The organism is Microbacterium sp. NPDC091676, from assembly GCF_044756645.1.
In the GTDB taxonomy this organism is placed as follows: Bacteria; Actinomycetota; Actinomycetes; order Actinomycetales; family Microbacteriaceae; genus Microbacterium; species Microbacterium paraoxydans_D.
The window spans coordinates 198,263-214,556 of the sequence record NZ_JBIVTI010000002.1; the positions used below are offsets into that span (position 1 = coordinate 198,263).

General features: G+C 73.4%; 12 protein-coding genes. 2 read left to right on the forward strand and 10 right to left on the reverse strand.

Translation table 11 applies throughout. From position 1 onward, the window contains the following. The 6 genes from ACIQID_RS14035 to ACIQID_RS14060 all read right to left on the reverse strand — a co-directional run bounded on the left by ACIQID_RS14035 (position 1) and on the right by ACIQID_RS14060 (position 7,304). The gene (locus ACIQID_RS14035; RefSeq protein ID WP_400287133.1) at positions 1-1,404 is read right to left on the reverse strand and encodes an amino acid permease; all 1,404 of its coding nucleotides are present in this window, start codon (positions 1,402-1,404) and stop codon (positions 1-3) included. 11 nt (positions 1,405-1,415) lie between these two features. Then, the gene (gene hisC / locus ACIQID_RS14040; RefSeq protein WP_400286208.1) at positions 1,416-2,483 is read right to left on the reverse strand and encodes a histidinol-phosphate transaminase; all 1,068 of its coding nucleotides are present in this window, start codon (positions 2,481-2,483) and stop codon (positions 1,416-1,418) included. Positions 2,484-2,648: 165 nt separating this feature from the next. Beyond that, complete coding sequence (locus ACIQID_RS14045) at positions 2,649-4,451, reverse strand: thioredoxin domain-containing protein (protein ID WP_400286211.1); 1,803 nt, start codon at positions 4,449-4,451, stop codon at positions 2,649-2,651. A 40-nt stretch (positions 4,452-4,491) separates the two neighbouring features. Further along, positions 4,492-5,061: an FMN reductase gene (gene msuE / locus ACIQID_RS14050; RefSeq protein ID WP_312675316.1), complete on the reverse strand. Its 570-nt coding sequence runs from the start codon at positions 5,059-5,061 to the stop codon at positions 4,492-4,494. A 100-nt stretch (positions 5,062-5,161) separates the two neighbouring features. Beyond that, positions 5,162-5,998, reverse strand: coding sequence for an aldo/keto reductase (locus tag ACIQID_RS14055; RefSeq protein ID WP_060923596.1), 837 nt, complete (start codon positions 5,996-5,998; stop codon positions 5,162-5,164). A 55-nt stretch (positions 5,999-6,053) separates the two neighbouring features. Next, positions 6,054-7,304, reverse strand: coding sequence for a heparan-alpha-glucosaminide N-acetyltransferase domain-containing protein (locus ACIQID_RS14060; RefSeq protein WP_400286216.1), 1,251 nt, complete (start codon positions 7,302-7,304; stop codon positions 6,054-6,056). 66 nt (positions 7,305-7,370) lie between these two features. Between ACIQID_RS14060 and hrpA the strand changes: the two genes are divergently transcribed. Further along, positions 7,371-11,348 (forward strand): ATP-dependent RNA helicase HrpA, encoded by a 3,978-nt coding sequence (gene hrpA, locus ACIQID_RS14065; RefSeq protein WP_400286219.1) that lies wholly within the window; start codon positions 7,371-7,373, stop codon positions 11,346-11,348. A gap of 23 nt (positions 11,349-11,371) precedes the next feature. Beyond that, complete coding sequence (locus ACIQID_RS14070) at positions 11,372-12,316, forward strand: zinc-binding alcohol dehydrogenase family protein (RefSeq protein WP_400286222.1); 945 nt, start codon at positions 11,372-11,374, stop codon at positions 12,314-12,316. A gap of 7 nt (positions 12,317-12,323) precedes the next feature. On the opposite strand, the gene ACIQID_RS14075 is transcribed toward ACIQID_RS14070, so the two are convergent. Genes ACIQID_RS14075 through ACIQID_RS14090 form a run of 4 tightly spaced genes read right to left on the reverse strand, consistent with a single transcriptional unit; the run spans position 12,324 to position 16,274 of the window. Beyond that, positions 12,324-12,932, reverse strand: coding sequence for an alkylhydroperoxidase domain protein (locus tag ACIQID_RS14075; RefSeq protein ID WP_312675325.1), 609 nt, complete (start codon positions 12,930-12,932; stop codon positions 12,324-12,326). Beyond that, positions 12,929-13,582: a CMD domain protein gene (locus ACIQID_RS14080; protein ID WP_400286225.1), complete on the reverse strand. Its 654-nt coding sequence runs from the start codon at positions 13,580-13,582 to the stop codon at positions 12,929-12,931. Before ACIQID_RS14080 ends, ACIQID_RS14075 begins: the two co-directional genes overlap by 4 nt. Continuing rightward, positions 13,579-14,649, reverse strand: coding sequence for a putative FMN-dependent luciferase-like monooxygenase (locus tag ACIQID_RS14085; RefSeq protein ID WP_400286228.1), 1,071 nt, complete (start codon positions 14,647-14,649; stop codon positions 13,579-13,581). Before ACIQID_RS14085 ends, ACIQID_RS14080 begins: the two co-directional genes overlap by 4 nt. Next, positions 14,646-16,274: a dipeptide ABC transporter ATP-binding protein gene (locus tag ACIQID_RS14090; RefSeq protein ID WP_400286231.1), complete on the reverse strand. Its 1,629-nt coding sequence runs from the start codon at positions 16,272-16,274 to the stop codon at positions 14,646-14,648. The genes ACIQID_RS14085 and ACIQID_RS14090 overlap by 4 nt, the downstream gene beginning before the upstream one ends. Positions 16,275-16,294 lie beyond the last annotated feature (20 nt).

The window sequence follows — 16,294 nt, forward strand, 5'->3', positions numbered from 1 at the left end:
TCACTCCTTGACGATCCCGGGGCGGGCCACACCCCGCGTCAGGCGGGCGACGACGAGCAGCACGGCGGTGAGCCCGAGCGTGAGCAGCAGCTGGATGCGCGCGGCCGGGTCGATCATCGCCAGCGCGATCACGGCCGCGAGCAGCACCAGGCAGAGCCCCGAGACCCAGGGGAAGCCCCAGAGCCGCATCGGCATCGCCTCGCCGGCGCGGTCGGCCCGCCGGCGCAGCACGATCTGCGAGATCGCCGTCGCCGTCCAGATCACCAGCAGGGTCGACCCCACGACGTTCAGCAGCGCCGGGAGCACGACATCGGGGAACGCCCAGTTCAGCCCGACGGTGACGAAGCCGAAGGCGACCGAGGCGAGGACGGCGACGAACGGCACGCCCTTGAGGCTCGTCCGGGTGACGGGCAGCGGCGCCAGCCCCCGCTCCCCCAGCGAGTACGCCATCCGCGACGCCCCGTAGATGTTGGCGTTCATGGCCGAGAGCAGCGCGATCACCACGATGAGGTCCATGACGAGGCCGACGCCCGGGATGTTCAGCGTGTCCAGCACGGCCGAGAACGGACCGGCCTGCACCGCGGGGTCGTCCCACGGGAGCACGGCGACGATGACGAAGATCGACCCGACGTAGAAGACGAGGATGCGCACGAGCACCTCGCGCACGATCCGGCGGATGTTGCGCGCGGGGTCGTCGGATTCGGCCGCCGCGATCGCCACGACCTCGGTGCCGCCGAACGCGAAGACGACGATGAGGAGGGCCGCTGCGATGCCGGTGATGCCGTGCGGGGCGAAGCCGCCCTCATCCACCAGGTTCGAGATGCCGGTCGCCGGCACACCGGGGATGAGTCCGACGATCGCGCACACGCCGACGACGAGGAAGGCGATGATCGCGACGACCTTGATCGCCGCGAACCAGAACTCGAAGCGGCCGTAGTTGCGCACGCCGAAGAGGTTCACCGCGGTGAGGGCCACGACGAAGACCAGCACCCAGACCCACGCCGGGATCCCCGGGACCCAGTTGGCCACGATCCCGGCCGCGCCGGTCGCCTCGGCGGCGATCACGACGACGAGCTGGATCCAGTACAGCCAGCCCACCGCGCTCCCGGCGCTGCGCCCCATGGCCTTCTGGGCGTAGGAGCTGAAGGCACCGGAGCTCGGCCGCGCCGCGACCATCTCGGCGAGCATCGCCATCACGAGCACGACGATGCCGCCCGCGACGAGGTACGAGATGAGGACCGCGGGTCCGGCGATGCTGATCGCCTGCCCGGAGCCGACGAACAGCCCCGCGCCGATCGCGCCGCCGAGCCCCATCATGGAGATCTGGCGGCGGGTGAGGCCCGGGTGCAGCCCCTTCGTGGTCGTCGTGGTGACGGGGACCTCGGTCACGGGATCGTTGGTCATGCGTCCATCGGTCATGCGTTCACCTCGGCGAGCTCGGTCTCGAGGGCGGCTTCCACCCGGTCGATGTCAGCGGCGGATCCGGACGAGATGCGCACGCCCTCGCCGGGGAAGGCGCGGGCGACCACGCCCCCGGCGTGCAGGAGGGCGTCGAGCTCGCCGGTGCGCTCCCCCGCCGGGACCCAGACGAAGTTGGCCTGCGAACGGACGGCGGGCCAGCCTGCCGCGGTGAGCACGGTGTACAGCCGATCGCGCTGCGCCACGACCTCGTCGATGCGGACGGCGAGCTCGTCCTCCGCGGCGAGCGAGGCGAGGGCCGCGGCCTGGGCGAGGTCGGTGACCCCGAACGGCACGGCCACCTTGCGCTGCGCCTCGGCGATCGCGGTGGGGGCGATCGCGTAGCCGATACGGAGCCCGGCCAGGCCATAGGCCTTGGAGAACGTGTGCAGCACCGCGACGTGCGGGTGGCGACGGAACAGTTCGATGCCGGCACCACGGCTGTCCGTGCGGTCGAAGTGCACGTAGGCCTCGTCGATGACGACGAGGACGTCGTGCGGCACCGCGGCGACGAAGCGCTCCAGGGCCCCGGCGTCGACGACGGTACCGGTCGGGTTGTTGGGGTTGCACACGAAGACGAGGCGCGTGCGCGGGGTGATCGCGGCGAGCATCGCGTCGAGGTCGTGCCCGTGGTCGGCGTCCAGCGGCACGGCGACGGGCGTCGCCCCGGCGATCCGGACGAGCGAGGGGTACGCCTCGAAGGACCGCCACGCGAACACGACCTCGTCGCCCTCGCCGGCGACCGCGTGGAGGAGCTGGGCGGCGATCTCCACCGATCCGGCCCCGACGGTGACCTGGGCCGGGTCGACGGCGTACCGGGCGGCGAGCGCCTCCCGGACCGCGGCGGCGCTCATGTCGGGGTACCGGTGGATGCCGGCGACCCGGTCCTGCACGGCGCGCACGACGGAGGGCAGCGGCGGGTGCGGCGACTCGTTCGAGGAGAGCTTGGAGGCACCGGCCGGGGCGGAGCGCCCCTGCCGGTAGGCGGGCACGGCGTCGAGACCGGCGCGGGCGGAGAGAGTCATCGTCAGAGCATCCTTGCTGTGATCCGAGAGGGGTCGCGCCACCCTAGAACGGATGGCGGGCGCTGGGCAAACCGTGCACTCGAAGCTGCGCATCCCGCGCACTCGACCGGCAGAGCGCCGCCGTACGGTAGGCAGAATGCACAGCGCTGTGCCGGGGAAGAGCGCTCACCGTGCGCGCGAGACCGCGGCCGGATCGCTCACCGGCAGGCGGCACACGAAGGCGCGGCAGTCGTAGGCGCGCTCCGCGGTCGCCTCCTTGCCCTCGAACAGCTCGAACCCCGAGGCGGCGAACGCCGCGGCCTGCGCCGGCGTGACGACGGCGACGACATCGGCATCGGCTCCGCGGGCCGCGGCGGCGAGCGCGCCACCGGCGTCCTCCGTCACCACGACGAGCTGCCGCGGCGCCGCGGCGAGTCCGCCGGCGACCCGGAGCAGGCTGCCGTGGGCGAACGGCTGGGCGAGGGCCCGAGAGGCGAGGGCCTCCACCCGCGCGGCCGCGGCCGCGCGGTAGCGGTCCCCCGCTCCGAGCCGCCAGGCGCTGAGCGCGGCCTGCGCCACCGCCGCCGTGTCCGAGGGGAGGTCGCCGTCGGTGTGGTCGGGCGAGGCCGCGATGCCCTGCGCACGGAGCAGCGGGTCGTCCCCCGCAGCGCCGTCCAGCACCTCGTCGAGGAGGTCGCGCCCCGTGACCGCCGGAGCCACGTCACCCGTCGCCGCCGCGAGGGCGAACAGGCCGTCGGCGAGGAGGGCGAGGTCCGCGGCGGTGGCGACCGCCGCGGAGGCCCGGCCGTCCAGGGAGGCCCGCACGAGGGCGCCGTCGGCCCGGCGGTTGGTGCCGAGCACGGCCGCGGCCGCCTCCGCGGCGGCGGCGATCCACACGTCCTCGCCGAGCGCCGCCCCCGCCCGGGCGAGTGCCGCGATCACGAGGCCGTTCCATCCCGTGATGACCTTGCCGTCCACGGCGGGCGGCTCCAGCGCCGCGCGCTCCGCGACGGGGCGGAGGTAGTAGCCGCCCTCGCTGCGCGCCCCGTTGATCCACGACTCGGAGTCCTGCGCGGCACCGAAGCCGCCGTCCTCGCGCCGCAGGGTGCCGAGCAGGAAGCGGGCGATCCCGCGCGCGGTCTCCTCGTCGCCGGCGTCGAGCGCGACGTCGAGCAGCTGGGCGTTGTCGGTCAGCATGCGCTCGTAGTGCGGCACCGTCCAGTCACGCCGGGTCGCATAGCGGAAGAACCCGCCGTCGGCGTCACGCAGGGCAGACGCGGCCATCGCCGCGAGCGCGCGTTCAGCGACAGCGGCCGCCTCCGGCGCGGACGCGCGGACGAGGGGTTGCTGCAGGAACCGCAGGGTCGTGGCCACCGGGAACTTCGGAGCTCCGCCGAAGCCGCCGAACTCCGCGTCCTCCCTGGCGGCGAGGCCGTCGGCGGCCTCCGCGAGGGCTGCGGCATCCGGGAGGCTCGCTGCCGTGGTCTCCGCCGCCTCGGCGAGCGCCGCGGTCACCGCGTCCGCGGACTCCTCGGCCTGCGCCCGTCGCGTCGTCCACGCCTCGCGGACCGCGGCCAGCACATCGCGGAACGCGGGCATCGGCGGTCGCGCCTCCGGCGGCCAGTACGTCCCCGCGTAGAAGGCGCGTCCGGCCGGCGTGGTGAACACCGTGAGCGGCCAGCCGAGGTTCTGGGTGAACGCGGACGCGGCGGCCATGTAGGCCCCGTCGACGTGCGGATGCTCCTCGCGATCGACCTTCACCGCGACGAACCCCTCGTTGATGCGGGCGGCGGTCTCCGGGTCGGCGAACGACTCGCGCGCCATCACATGGCACCAGTGACAGGTGGAGTAGCCGATCGAGATCAGCATCGGCACGTCCCGGCGGCGGGCCTCGGCGAAGGCCTCCTCGCCCCAGGGGTACCAGTCGACGGGGTTGGCCGCGTGCGCCCGCAGATAGGGGCTGAGGGTGTCGGCGAGACGGTTCGTCATGCTCCCACGCTACGCCGGAGACACCGGCCTCGGACCCGCATCAGCCGACGAGCAGCTCCGTGGGACGCGACGCGGTGTAGCCGACGAGCGGGAGGGCCCGCTCGGCCGCGAGCGCGATCCGCGCACGCAGCACGTCCGTCGCCACCTCGTACCCGTCGAAGTCGGTCGTGCTCGCGTACACGCCGAGCGGCAGCGTCAGGGCCTGGAAGAACGCGAACAGCGGGCGCAGCTGGTGCTCGATCATGAGGGCGTGCCGCTCGCCGCCTCCGGTCGCCGCGAGGAGCACCGGCGTGCCGACCAGGGCGTACTGGTCGACGAAATCGAACAGGTGCTTGAACAGCCCCGTGAACGAGGCGCGATACACCGGGCTGCCCACGATGAGGAGGTCGGCGGTCTCGATCGCCTGCAGGTGCGCCTCCACCTCCGGCGGGAGCTGGTCACGGGTGAGAGCACCCGCGAGCGAGGGGCCGATCTGCGTGAGCTCGATCAGCTGCGCCTCGACGGGGGCACGCTCGGCGACCGCGGCGGTGATCGCACGGAGGAGGGCGGTGGTCTTGCTCGGCTCGTGCAGGGAGCCCGAGACGGCGACGACGCGGAGCGGAGCTGTCATGGGCTCGACGGTACCCACGCGGACGCCCCGTGTCGCGCGAAGCGACACGGGGCGTCATGTGGAACGGAGACGAGCCGCGGGCTCGGGAGCAAGGCTCCGGTCAGTTGACCTCGTCCGGGTGCGAGCCCACGCGGCCGGAACCGTCGAGCGGGTCGAGCGCGTCGATCGCGGCGATCTCGGCGTCGGTCAGCTCGAAGCCGAACACGTCGAGGTTCTCGCGCAGGCGCTCGGGGCGCACCGACTTCGGGAAGACGATGATGCCCTTCTGCAGGTGCCAGCGCAGGACGGCCTGTGCGGGCGTCACGCCGTGGGCGGCGGCGGCCTCCGCGATCGCGGGGGTGCCGAAGAGGTCGTACTTGCCCTGGCCGAGCGGACCCCAGGCCTCGATGCGGACGCCGTTGGCCTCGGCCCAGGCGACCTCCTCGCGGCGCTGGTACGCCGGGTGCAGCTCGATCTGGTTCACGGCGGGGACCACGCCGGTCTCCTTCACCGTGCGCTCCAGATGCGGCACGAGGAAGTTCGAGACGCCGATGCTGCGGGTCAGGCCCGCGTCGCGCAGCTCGACGAGCTTCGCGAACGCGTGGACGTAGTCGTCCTTCGCGGGGGTGGGCCAGTGCACGAGGTAGAGGTCGACCTGCTCCAGGCCGAGCTTCTCGAGGCTCTCGCCGATGGCGGCGCGGGGCTCGTCGTCGTGGTGGCGGTCGTTCCACAGCTTCGTGGTGACGAAGAGCTCCTCGCGGGGGATGCCGGAGGACGCGATGGCCGCGCCGACGCCCTCCTCGTTGCCGTAGATCGCGGCGGTGTCGATGTGGCGGTACCCGATCTCGAGGGCCTCGCTCACCGCCTTCTCGGTCTCTGCCGGCGGCACCTTGAAGACGCCGTAGCCCAGCTGGGGGATGGAGTTGCCGTCGTTCAGTTCGAGTGCAGGAATGGTCATCCCCCCAGCCTAGGACCTGTGATGACAGGCGGACCCGCCCGGATGACGAAAAGCGTCAGCGGCGCGGGACCGCGGCCATCGCGGCGGCACCCTTCCCGACGAGGCGCTCCAGGGGACCACGTCCGACGAACATCGCCCAGAGCGTCGTGACCAGCAGGAGCGCCACGACGGTGAGCCCCCAGAAGGAGTTGTCCGCGATGAAGCCGCCCGGACCCGCGACGAGGACGACGGAGACGACGTGCAGGCTGTATGCCGTGAGCGGCATGGACCCCAGCGCACCGAGGGGCAGCAGCGGCCAGCGCAGCGGACGGCTCAGCAGCAGGCACAGGGCGACCACCGAGAGGGCGAAGCCGCCGGAGCCCAGGATCTCGGCGGTGCCGCCGCTGTGCGGGTCGACGGCGAAGACCGCGCGGACCATGGAGCCGAGCGGATCGGTCGCGGCGAGAGCCTCGGGGTAGCTCTCCCAGCCCGACGTCGGCATCACGTCGTCCGGGATGAACGACGACGACGACAGGCTCTCGGCAGGGAGGCTGTCCAGGCTCTCGTCGGGAAGGATCTCGAGGCTCTCGCTCCCGGAGTACCCGCTCGTCGAGGAGCTGAGCGATCCGGTCCCGCCCAGGCCCGCGCCCGCTCCGAGGGCACCCAGACCGTAGCCGACTGCGGCGAGGACCACCCCGACGACGAGGGCGACGACGGCCGTGCGCACCTCCTGCACGCGGAGCCGCCCCAAAGCCATGCCGCCGAGCACGAGCGCCAGCCACACGGTGATCGGATAGGTGCCGTAGAGCACGAAGCCGATGCCCGCGCCGAACGGCTGCAGCGCCACCGCGCTGAGCAGAGCGAGCAGCGCCGGACCGGCGAGGGCGAGGACGGCGGCGCCGACGAGCAGCTGCCGGGGCCGCCACCGCAGCACGGGGATGACGGCGACGTAGAGCAGGCCGTAGAGGGTGAGGATCACGGCGATCGGCGTGTTGAGGAGCTCCAGGGCGAGACCGATCACGAAGATCACCGCGCCGCGGCCGACGAGGTTGAGGCGGATGCCCGGGAGGCGCTCCCGCTCCGGCAGCACGTCGCGCCCGGTCATGAGGGCGATGGAAACGCCGGCGAGCAGCGCGAAGAGGATCGACGAGCGACCGTGCACGAGGTCCGTCCACGTGGTCGGGTCGCCCCACTCGAACGCCTCCGTCACGCCGACGTGGGCACCAGCCATGCCGAGGATCGCCAGACCCCGCGCTACGTCGAGACCGAGGATGCGCGGCGGCCGCCCGAAATCGCGGAACCAGCGCACGGGGCGGAGAGCAGTCATCACCCGATGATCGTATGCGGCGATCGCGGCGACCCCGGCGCGCATCCCGGCATACGATGGAGGGCTATGTCCTCCCCCGTGATCTCCTACCCTCCGGAGCTGCCCGTCAGCGCGGCCAGGGACGAGATCGCCGACGCCATCCGCGACCACCAGGTCGTCATCGTCGCCGGCGCGACCGGATCGGGGAAGACCACCCAGCTCCCGAAGATCGCGCTGGAACTGGGCCGGGAGCGCATCGCCCACACCCAGCCCCGACGGCTGGCCGCCCGCACGATCGCGGAGCGCGTGGCCGAGGAGCTGCGGGTCGAGCTCGGCACCCTCGTCGGCTACAAGGTGCGCTTCACCGACAAGGTCTCCGACGAGACCCGGATCGCGCTGATGACCGACGGGATCCTCCTCAACGAGATCCACCGGGACCGGCTGCTGACGCGCTACGACACGATCATCATCGACGAGGCCCACGAGCGGTCCCTCAACGTCGACTTCCTGCTGGGCTACCTCGCCCGCATCCTCCCGGAGCGCCCGGACCTGAAGGTGGTCATCACCTCCGCCACGATCGACCCGGAGAGCTTCGCCCGGCACTTCGCCGCCGCCGACGGGACTCCCGCGCCCGTCATCGAGGTGTCGGGGCGCACCTATCCCGTCGAGATCCGCTATCGCCCGCTCGTCGACGAGGATGCGGAGCAGGACACCGCCGGCGAGCCGGAGGACGAGGTAAGCGCGATCGTCGCGGCGCTCCGCGAGCTCGACCGGGAGGCGCCCGGCGACGTGCTCGTGTTCCTGCCCGGCGAGGCGGAGATCCGCGATGCGGCCGACGCCGTGCGCGCCGCCTACGCGAAGGATCGTTCGCCCACCGAGGTCCTCCCCCTGTTCGGCCGGCTCTCCGCCGCGGAGCAGCACCGGGTGTTCGAGCGCAGCACCGTGGCCGGCGTCCGTCGCCGGGTCGTGCTCGCGACGAACGTCGCCGAGACGAGCCTCACGGTGCCCGGCATCAAGTACGTCATCGACACCGGCACGGCCCGCATCTCCCGCTACAGCAACCGCTCGAAGGTGCAGCGACTGCCCATCGAGGCCATCTCCCAGGCCTCGGCGAACCAGCGCTCCGGTCGCGCCGGCCGCACGAGCGACGGCATCGCCATCCGCCTGTACTCCGAGGAGGACTACGCGCGGCGTCCCGAGTTCACCGAACCCGAGATCCTGCGCACCTCGCTCGCCTCCGTCATCCTGCAGATGCTCGCGCTCGGCTTCGGCGACATCGCGGCGTTCCCCTTCCTCACCCCGCCCGACTCCCGAGGCGTGAAGGCGGCGTTCGACCTGCTCACCGAGCTCGGCGCCCTCCGACCGGCGCAGGGGCCGGACGACGGCCCCCGGCTCACCCGGATCGGACGCGACATCGCCCGGATGCCGATGGACCCGCGGTTCGCGCGCATGCTCATCGAGGCGGGCCCTTCGACAGGCTCAGGGACCCAGAGGGACTCAGGCCCTTCGACAGGCTCGGGGACCCAGGGGGCGGTGCTGCGGGACGTGCTCGCGATCGTGGCGGGGCTGTCCATCCAGGACGTCCGGGAACGACCGGAGGAGCGCCGCGAGGAGGCGGACCGGCTGCACGCGCGCTTCGTGGACCCGACGAGCGACTTCCTCACCCTCCTGAACCTCTGGAACCACCTGCGCGAGCAGCAGCGCGAGCTCGGCTCCAGCGCGTTCCGCCGGCTGTGCCGCAGCGAGCACCTCAACTACGTGCGCGTCCGCGAGTGGTTCGACGTGCACCGCCAGCTCCGGACGCTCGTGAAGAACCCCGACCGCGGGGCGGAGCCGGGCGGCGCGTCCGATCCGGATGCCATCCACCGCGCACTGCTGTCCGGCCTGCTGTCGCAGATCGGCGTCCTCGACGAGCGCACCGCCCCCGCGGGGAAGGCCCACTCTCCCGCGAAGGACGCCCGCCGCCGGATCACGGAGTACCGCGGCGCGCGGGGCATCCGGTTCTCGATCTTCCCGGGCTCGGGGCTGCGCAAGAAGAGCCCCCGGGCGGTCATGGCGGCCGAGATCGTGGAGACTTCCCGCACCTTCGCCCGCACCGTCGCCGCCATCGACCCCGCCTGGGCCGAGCCCCTCGCCGGCGACCTCGCCAAGCGCCAGGTCACCGAGCCGCACTGGTCCAAGGACGCAGGAGCCGCCGTGGCGTTCGAGAAGGTCACCCTGTTCGGGGTCGAGATCATCCCGCGCCGGCGGGTGCAGTTCGCCCGCATCGACCGGGCCGCCTCGCGCGAGCTCTTCGTCCGTCATGCGCTCGTCGAGGGCGAATGGGACCCGTCCCGCATCGACAAGCGGGTCAGCGCGTTCTGGCGCAGCAACGCCGAGCTCCGCCGCCGCCTCGAGAAGCTCGAGGAGCGCGAGCGGCGCCGCGACATCCTCGCCGGCGACGAGGCCGTCTTCCGCTTCTACGACGAGCGCATCCCCGCCGACGTGTTCGACGTGCGGTCGTTCGAGAAGTGGTGGCGCGAGGCGCTGACGACGACACCGAAGCTGCTCGTGATGCGCGAGAGCGACCTCATCGACGACGAGGACCGCGCCGACCAGCGCGAGTTCCCGACCCGGTGGACCCAGGGCGACCAGGTGCTCGGCCTCGCGTACCGGTTCGAGCCGGGCGCACCCGACGACGGCGTGAGCGTCGTGCTGCCTCTGCCGCTGCTCGCCCAGATCGAGGACCGCGGCTTCGACTGGCAGGTTCCGGGGCTGCGCGCGGAGCTCGTCACCGGGCTGCTGCGTGCGCTGCCCAAGGCCATCCGGCGCCACGTCGTCCCCGCCGCCGACTGGGCGGAGAAGTTCGGGGCGGCGCTGGCCGACGAGGGTCCGGAGGTGCACGGCGGTCTCCCCCCGCGCACTCTCAAGGAGGCGCTCGCGCGGCTCGTGCAGCCGCTCGCGAACCAGGTGGTCACGGCCGCCGACTTCGACGACGAACGGGTGCCGGCGCATCTGCGCATGAACTTCCGCGCCGTGGACGAGCGGGGACGGGTGGTCGGGTCCGGGCGCGATCTCCGGGCGCTGCAGGCCGAGCTCTCCGACCGCGCGCGCAGCAGCGTCGCCCGCTCCATCGCCCGCCCCGGGCGTGCGGAGGCACCGGGACCGCGCGGGGCGGAGCGCGTGGCCGCCGCTCCCGTCGAGCAGACCGGGCTGACGGCGTGGACGTTCGGCGACCTCCCGGCGGTCATCGACACGAAGGTCGCGGGCGGCGTCGTCCGCGGGTATCCGGCGATCGTCGATGCCGGCAAGAGCGTGTCGGTGCGGGTCGAGGCGACGCCCGACGCCGCAGCCGCCGCCACGCGCGACGGCGTGCTCCGTCTCGTCCTGCTGGCGGTGCCCTCGCCGTCCTCGTACGTGCAGCAGCACCTCACCAGCGCGGAGAAGCTCGCGCTCGCCGCCTCGCCCTACCCGTCGGCGGCCGCGCTCATCGAGGACTGCCGGGCCGCGGTCGCCCGTCGTGTGATCGACGCGTCGACCGGTGACGCCGACGGCCGGGACCGTGGCGTCGTGCGCACCGAGGCCGAGTTCGCCCGGGTGCGCGACGCCGTGTCCGCCGTGCTCGTCGACGAGCTCTTCGCCTGCGTCTCCCTCGTCGCCCGCATCCTCACGAAGGCGCGGGAGGTGGAGCGCGGCATCAAGTCCCAGAACTCGCTGGCGCTGCTCGGCCCGCTGAACGACATCCGCACCCAGCTCTCCGGACTGCTGCATCCCGGCTTCGTCGCGGCGGCGGGAGTCGACCGGCTCGCCCACTTCCCCCGGTACCTCGACGGCATGATCGACCGGCTGAAGACCCTCGCGAACGAGCCGGGCAAGGACCGCGCACGGATGACGGAGTTCGAGCGGATGGCGGTGCTGTTCGCGGACGCCGGGGGCACCATCCCCCTCGCGCCCGACGCTCCGCCCGCGATCGTCGAGGTGCGCTGGCTGCTGGAGGAATACCGGGTCAGCGTCTTCGCCCAGCGTCTCGGCACCGCGCAGCCGGTGTCGCCGGAGCGGATCACCAAGGCGCTCGCGGGGAAGTGACCCCCGCCGGGTAGCCTGAGGGCATGGCCCGCGCGATCGTCTACACCGAGTTCGGATCCCCCGCTGTCCTCCACCTGATGGAGGTGCCTGACCCCGTGCCCGTCCGCGGCGAGGCGCTGGTGCGCATCGAGGCGGCCGGCGCCAACCCCATCGACGCCAAGCTCCGCGGCGGCAAGCGCCCCTCCGCGCCGATCACCGAGCCGCGTCCGGTCGGGTTCGACGGCGCCGGGGTGATCGAGGTGCTGGGCGAGGGCGTGGACGGGTTCGAGGTCGGCGACCGCGTCGCGATCCGCGACACCCTCGGGACCTACGCCTCCGCCCTCGCGGTCGAGGCCGACAAGCTCGTGAAGCTCCCGGACGCCGTCACCGCCGCCGAGGGGGCGGCGATCGGCATCCCGGCCGGTACGGCGTATCAGTCCCTCCGCTCGCTCGCCGTGACGGCCGACGACGTGCTCCTCGTGCACGCGGGCTCGGGCGCGGTCGGTCAGGCCGCCGTGCAGTTCGCGGTCGCCTGGGGCGCGACGGTGATCGCCACCGCGAGCCCTTCCCGGCACGACCAGCTCCGCGAGCTCGGCGCGATCCCCGTGGCCTACGGCGACGGCCTGCTCGACCGCGTCCGCGCCGCAGCCCCCTCCCCCGTGACCGTCGTCCTGGACGGTGCGGGCACCGACGAGGCGATCGAGACGTCCCTCGCCCTGGTCGCCGACCGCGACCGCATCGCGACCATCGTCCGCGGTCCCGACGCGGCCGACTTCGGCATCCGGGCGTTCTCCGGCGGCTCCCCCGAGCCGCTCACGCCGCAGGAGCTGGAGTGGCGCGCCGAGGCGCTGCAGAAGACGGTCGACCTGCTGGCCGCCGGCGACTTCACCATCGAGCTGGGACCGGAGCTGCCCCTCGCCGAGGCGGCCCGGGCCCATGAGCTCATGGAGACCGGCGCCGCCTCGGGGAAGATCATCCTCGTCCCCTGACCCGCGGTCAGGCGGGAGCGACGGGGCGACCGAGCGAGAGCATCAGCCGGTTCGCCCAGTTGAAGAACGCCGCGCCGTGCACGACGTCCGCGATCTCGAGGTCGTCCAGTCCGGCCGCACGGAGGCGCGCGATGTGCGCGGGACCGAACGCGCGGGGCGTGTCGGTCAGCGCGACCGCGGCGGCGACGATCGCGTTCCAGCGCTCCCCGAGATCCGCGTCCACGCCCTCGGCGAGGAGCGCGTCGACGTCCTCCGGCCGCTTGCCGTGATGCGCCGCGAAGCGGGAGTGCACGGAGGCGCAGAACACGCAGCCGTTCCGACGGGAGGCGGCCGTCGCGGCGAGCTCCCGCTCGGCGCGGGGAAGCCCCTCCGCGGTGTTGTAGAAGATGTCCTTGTCGACGAGGGTGCGCGCGCGGAGCACCTCGGGGTCGCGCGCGAGCAGCCGGAAGTACTCGTTCTTCGCGCGGGCGGCGTCGACGAGGCCGTCGAGGTGCCGCGGGGTGAGATCCTCCTCCGCCAGCGGCGCGAGGTGGGGCGTCCAGCCGACCTCGGCGCGGGTGAAGGCCTCCGGATACGGGGCGTCGTCGTGGCGGAGCACGGTGTCGGCGGCGGTCATGCGGCCTCCTCGTCGGTGGCGGTGTCGGTGGCGGTGTCGGTGTCGGTGGCGGTGGGGGTGGCGGTCAGTCCGGCCTCCTGGAGCACGCGGAGGCCGGTGACCACCCGCTGCTGGAAGGCGAGGAACGACACGAGCTGCGACAGCGTCACGATGCCGTCCGTCGACCAGCCGGCGTCGTGCAGGCGGCCGAGGTCGGTGCCTGATGCCTCGCGGGGGCGGAACACCAGCAGGTGCGTGTGCGCGAGAGCGGCCGCGAGGCGCTCCCCCAGGGCCGCCGATGCCGCCGCGTCCGGCAGGTACCGGACGCCGTCGGTGCTCTCGGCCTCCAGCCCGCGTTCGGTGTAGGCGCCGAACGGTCCCGTGGTCGCGGCGGCTTCGGCCTCTCGGGCGACGATCGCAGCGCGCGCAGGGTCGATCTCGCGGGCCCTCCCGGCGTAGAACTCCGCCGTGGGGTCGTCGGCACCGGCGAGCGCGGTCGCGAACGCCGCGATGAGCGCGCGCTCGGCGAGCGACACGTGCTCCGCGGAGACCGGGTGGAAGAGCGCGTCGAAGCTCGCCTGGAGCTGGTCTCTGGTCAAGGGGCGACGGCGCCGCAGCGCATCGAGCTCCGGCGTCACCCCCGTCAGCTGGTCGACGATGTCGGCGGTCATGCGTTCTCCTTCACGGTGGGGGTGTTCTCGGCAGTGCGGGTGCTCTCGGGATCCGGCGGGGTCAGCGCGTAGCCGAGGGCCGGGGCGACCTCCGTCGCGAACAGCTCGATCGAGCGCAGGACGTGGGCGTGCGGCGCGTCGACCGAGTGCACCTGGAACGCCACCTCGGTCGCGCGGTGCAGCGTGGTGTCGGCGGCGAGCGAGGCGGCGACCTCCTCGGGCGTGCCGAGATGCGTGTCGAGTGCGGCGATCAGGTCGTCGAGGTCGTCTCCGGGGATCGTCTGGCCCTGCCGACGGAAGCCCTCGGCGGCCCGCCGCAGACCGACCTCGGCGAACCGGAGCGCCTCGGCGCGGTCGTCCGCCACGAACACGGTGCGGGAGGCGGTGATCCGCGGCGTCGCGCCGGCGGGCAGCGCGTCGAGGTACGCGTCGATGATCGGGTCCTGCAGGGCGGACAGCGGGGCGTGCAGGCGATCGCCGGGGCGGGGCTGCGTGCGGGACAGCAGCAGTCCGTGACCGTGGACGCCTGCTCGATGACCGCCGGGTGCCGAGAACGTCGCCTGCCAGATCCGCGCGGCCAGAGACCCCGCGTCCGGATACAGCGTGTTCCCCGCCCCCACGTCGCGGCCCTGGAGAGCGTCGAGCAGCACGCCCAGCTTGCGGTCGTAGGTGGGCCCCTTGTCGCGCACGTCCTCCCCGAAGGGCGCGAAGGACGACGGGGTGCCGCCGCTGCCGAGCCCGAGGTCGATCCGCCCGTCCGCGAGCAGGTCGGCCACCACGGCGTCCTCGGCCACCCGCACCGGGTCTTCGAGGGGCAGGGTGATGACCCCGGTGCCGAGCCGGATCCGGGAGGTGCGCGCCGCCGCATGCGCGAGGAAGACGAGCGGCGAGGGCAGCCCGCCCTCGGCCGCCCGGAAATGGTGCTGCGCCACCCACGCGCGCCCCACCCCGTGCTTCTCGGCGTGCTGGATCTGCGCCAGGGCGAGGCGGTAGCGGTCGGCGGGGGCCGCGTCGTCGAGGAGCCGAGTGAAGAACGCGACGGTGGGACGAGGGGTGGGGGCGCTCATGCGAGGATCTCCGTTCGGCCGGGGACCGCGGCCAGCAGCTCCCGGGTGTTCTCGTGCTGCGGGTCGTGGAACAGCTCTTCGGTCGGTCCGTCCTCCACCACGCGCCCGCGGTGCATGACGGAGACGGTGTGGCTGATGCGGCGCACCACCGCGAGGTCGTGCGAGATGAAGAGGTAGGTGAGTCCGAGCTCGGCCTGGAGCGCGGAGAGCAGTTCGAGGATGCGCGCCTGCACCGTCACGTCGAGCGCCGACACCGCCTCGTCGAGCACGAGGATCTCGGGGTCGACGGCGAGCGCCCGTGCGATCGCGACCCGCTGCCGTTGCCCGCCGGAGAGCTCGCTCGGCGTGCGACGGGCCGCATCCGCCGGCAGCGCCACGCGCTCGAGCAGGGCGACCGCACGATCCCGACGCTCGGACCGGCCACCGAGGCGGAAGTTGTGCAGCGGCTCGGCCACGATGTCGGCGATCTGCTGCCGCGGATCCAGCGAGGCGAAGGGGTTCTGGTACACGAGCTGGATCCGCCGGCGCAGCGCACGCAGTCGCGCCCCCTCGACGGTCGTCGCGTCCTCCCCTGCGAGCTCCACGGTCCCGGCGTCCGGACGGAGGAAGCGCGTGACCAGGCGCGCGGTCGTGGACTTGCCCGATCCGGACTCGCCGACCAGCGCATGGGTCGTGCCGCGGCGCACCCGGAACGAGACGTCGTCGACCGCCCGGAAGCGCTCACGACCCGCGACCCGGAACTCCTTCACGAGGCCGGCGGCCACGATCTCCCACGGCTTCTCGGCGGCCACCGCCGCGGCATCCCGGAGGAACGGCGGCGCGTCCGGACGTCGGAAGCCGGTCGTGAAGGCGGGCGCGTCGGCGAGCAGCTGCCTCGTGTACGGGTCTTCCGGCTCCGCGAGCACCTGCGCACTCGGCCCCTGCTCCACGATCCGGCCGTCCTTCAGCACCGCGATCCGCGCCGCCCGGTCCGCGGCGACGCCGAGGTCGTGCGTCACGAGCAGGATGCTCGTGCCGTCCTCGCGCTGCAGCTCGTCCAGGAGGTCCAGCACGCGGCGTTGCACCGTGGCGTCGAGGGCGCTGGTGGGCTCGTCCGCGATGAGCAGCCGAGGGCGGAGGGCGATCGCGGCCGCGATGAGGACCCGCTGCCGCATCCCGCCGGAGAGCTCGTGCGGATACTGTCGGGCGCGCAGATCGGGGTCGTCCAGCCCGACGCGGTCGAGCAGCTCGAGCACGCGGGCGTTGCGGGAACGACGGTCGCGATGCCCGTGCAGGCGCAGCACCTCGGCGACCTGCACGCCGACGGGGCGCACCGGGTCGAGCGACGTCGTCGGATCCTGCGGCACCAGCCCGATCTCCGACCCGCGGATGCCGCGGAACGCCCGATCCGACCATCCGGAGATGTCGAGGTCGCCGAGGCGGACGCGCCCACCCTCGACCCGTCCGCCCTCCGGCAGCAGGCCGAGGAGGGCGTGCGCCGTGGTGGACTTGCCGGAGCCCGACTCGCCGACCAGGGCGAGCGTCTCCCCCTCGGCGATGGCGAAGGAGAGGCCGTGCACGACCTCGCGGCCGGCGTACGAGACCCGCAGGTCCGTCGCGGTGAGGACGGGGGGTGGCGCGGTCATCGGGTGCTCCTTCCGAGCCG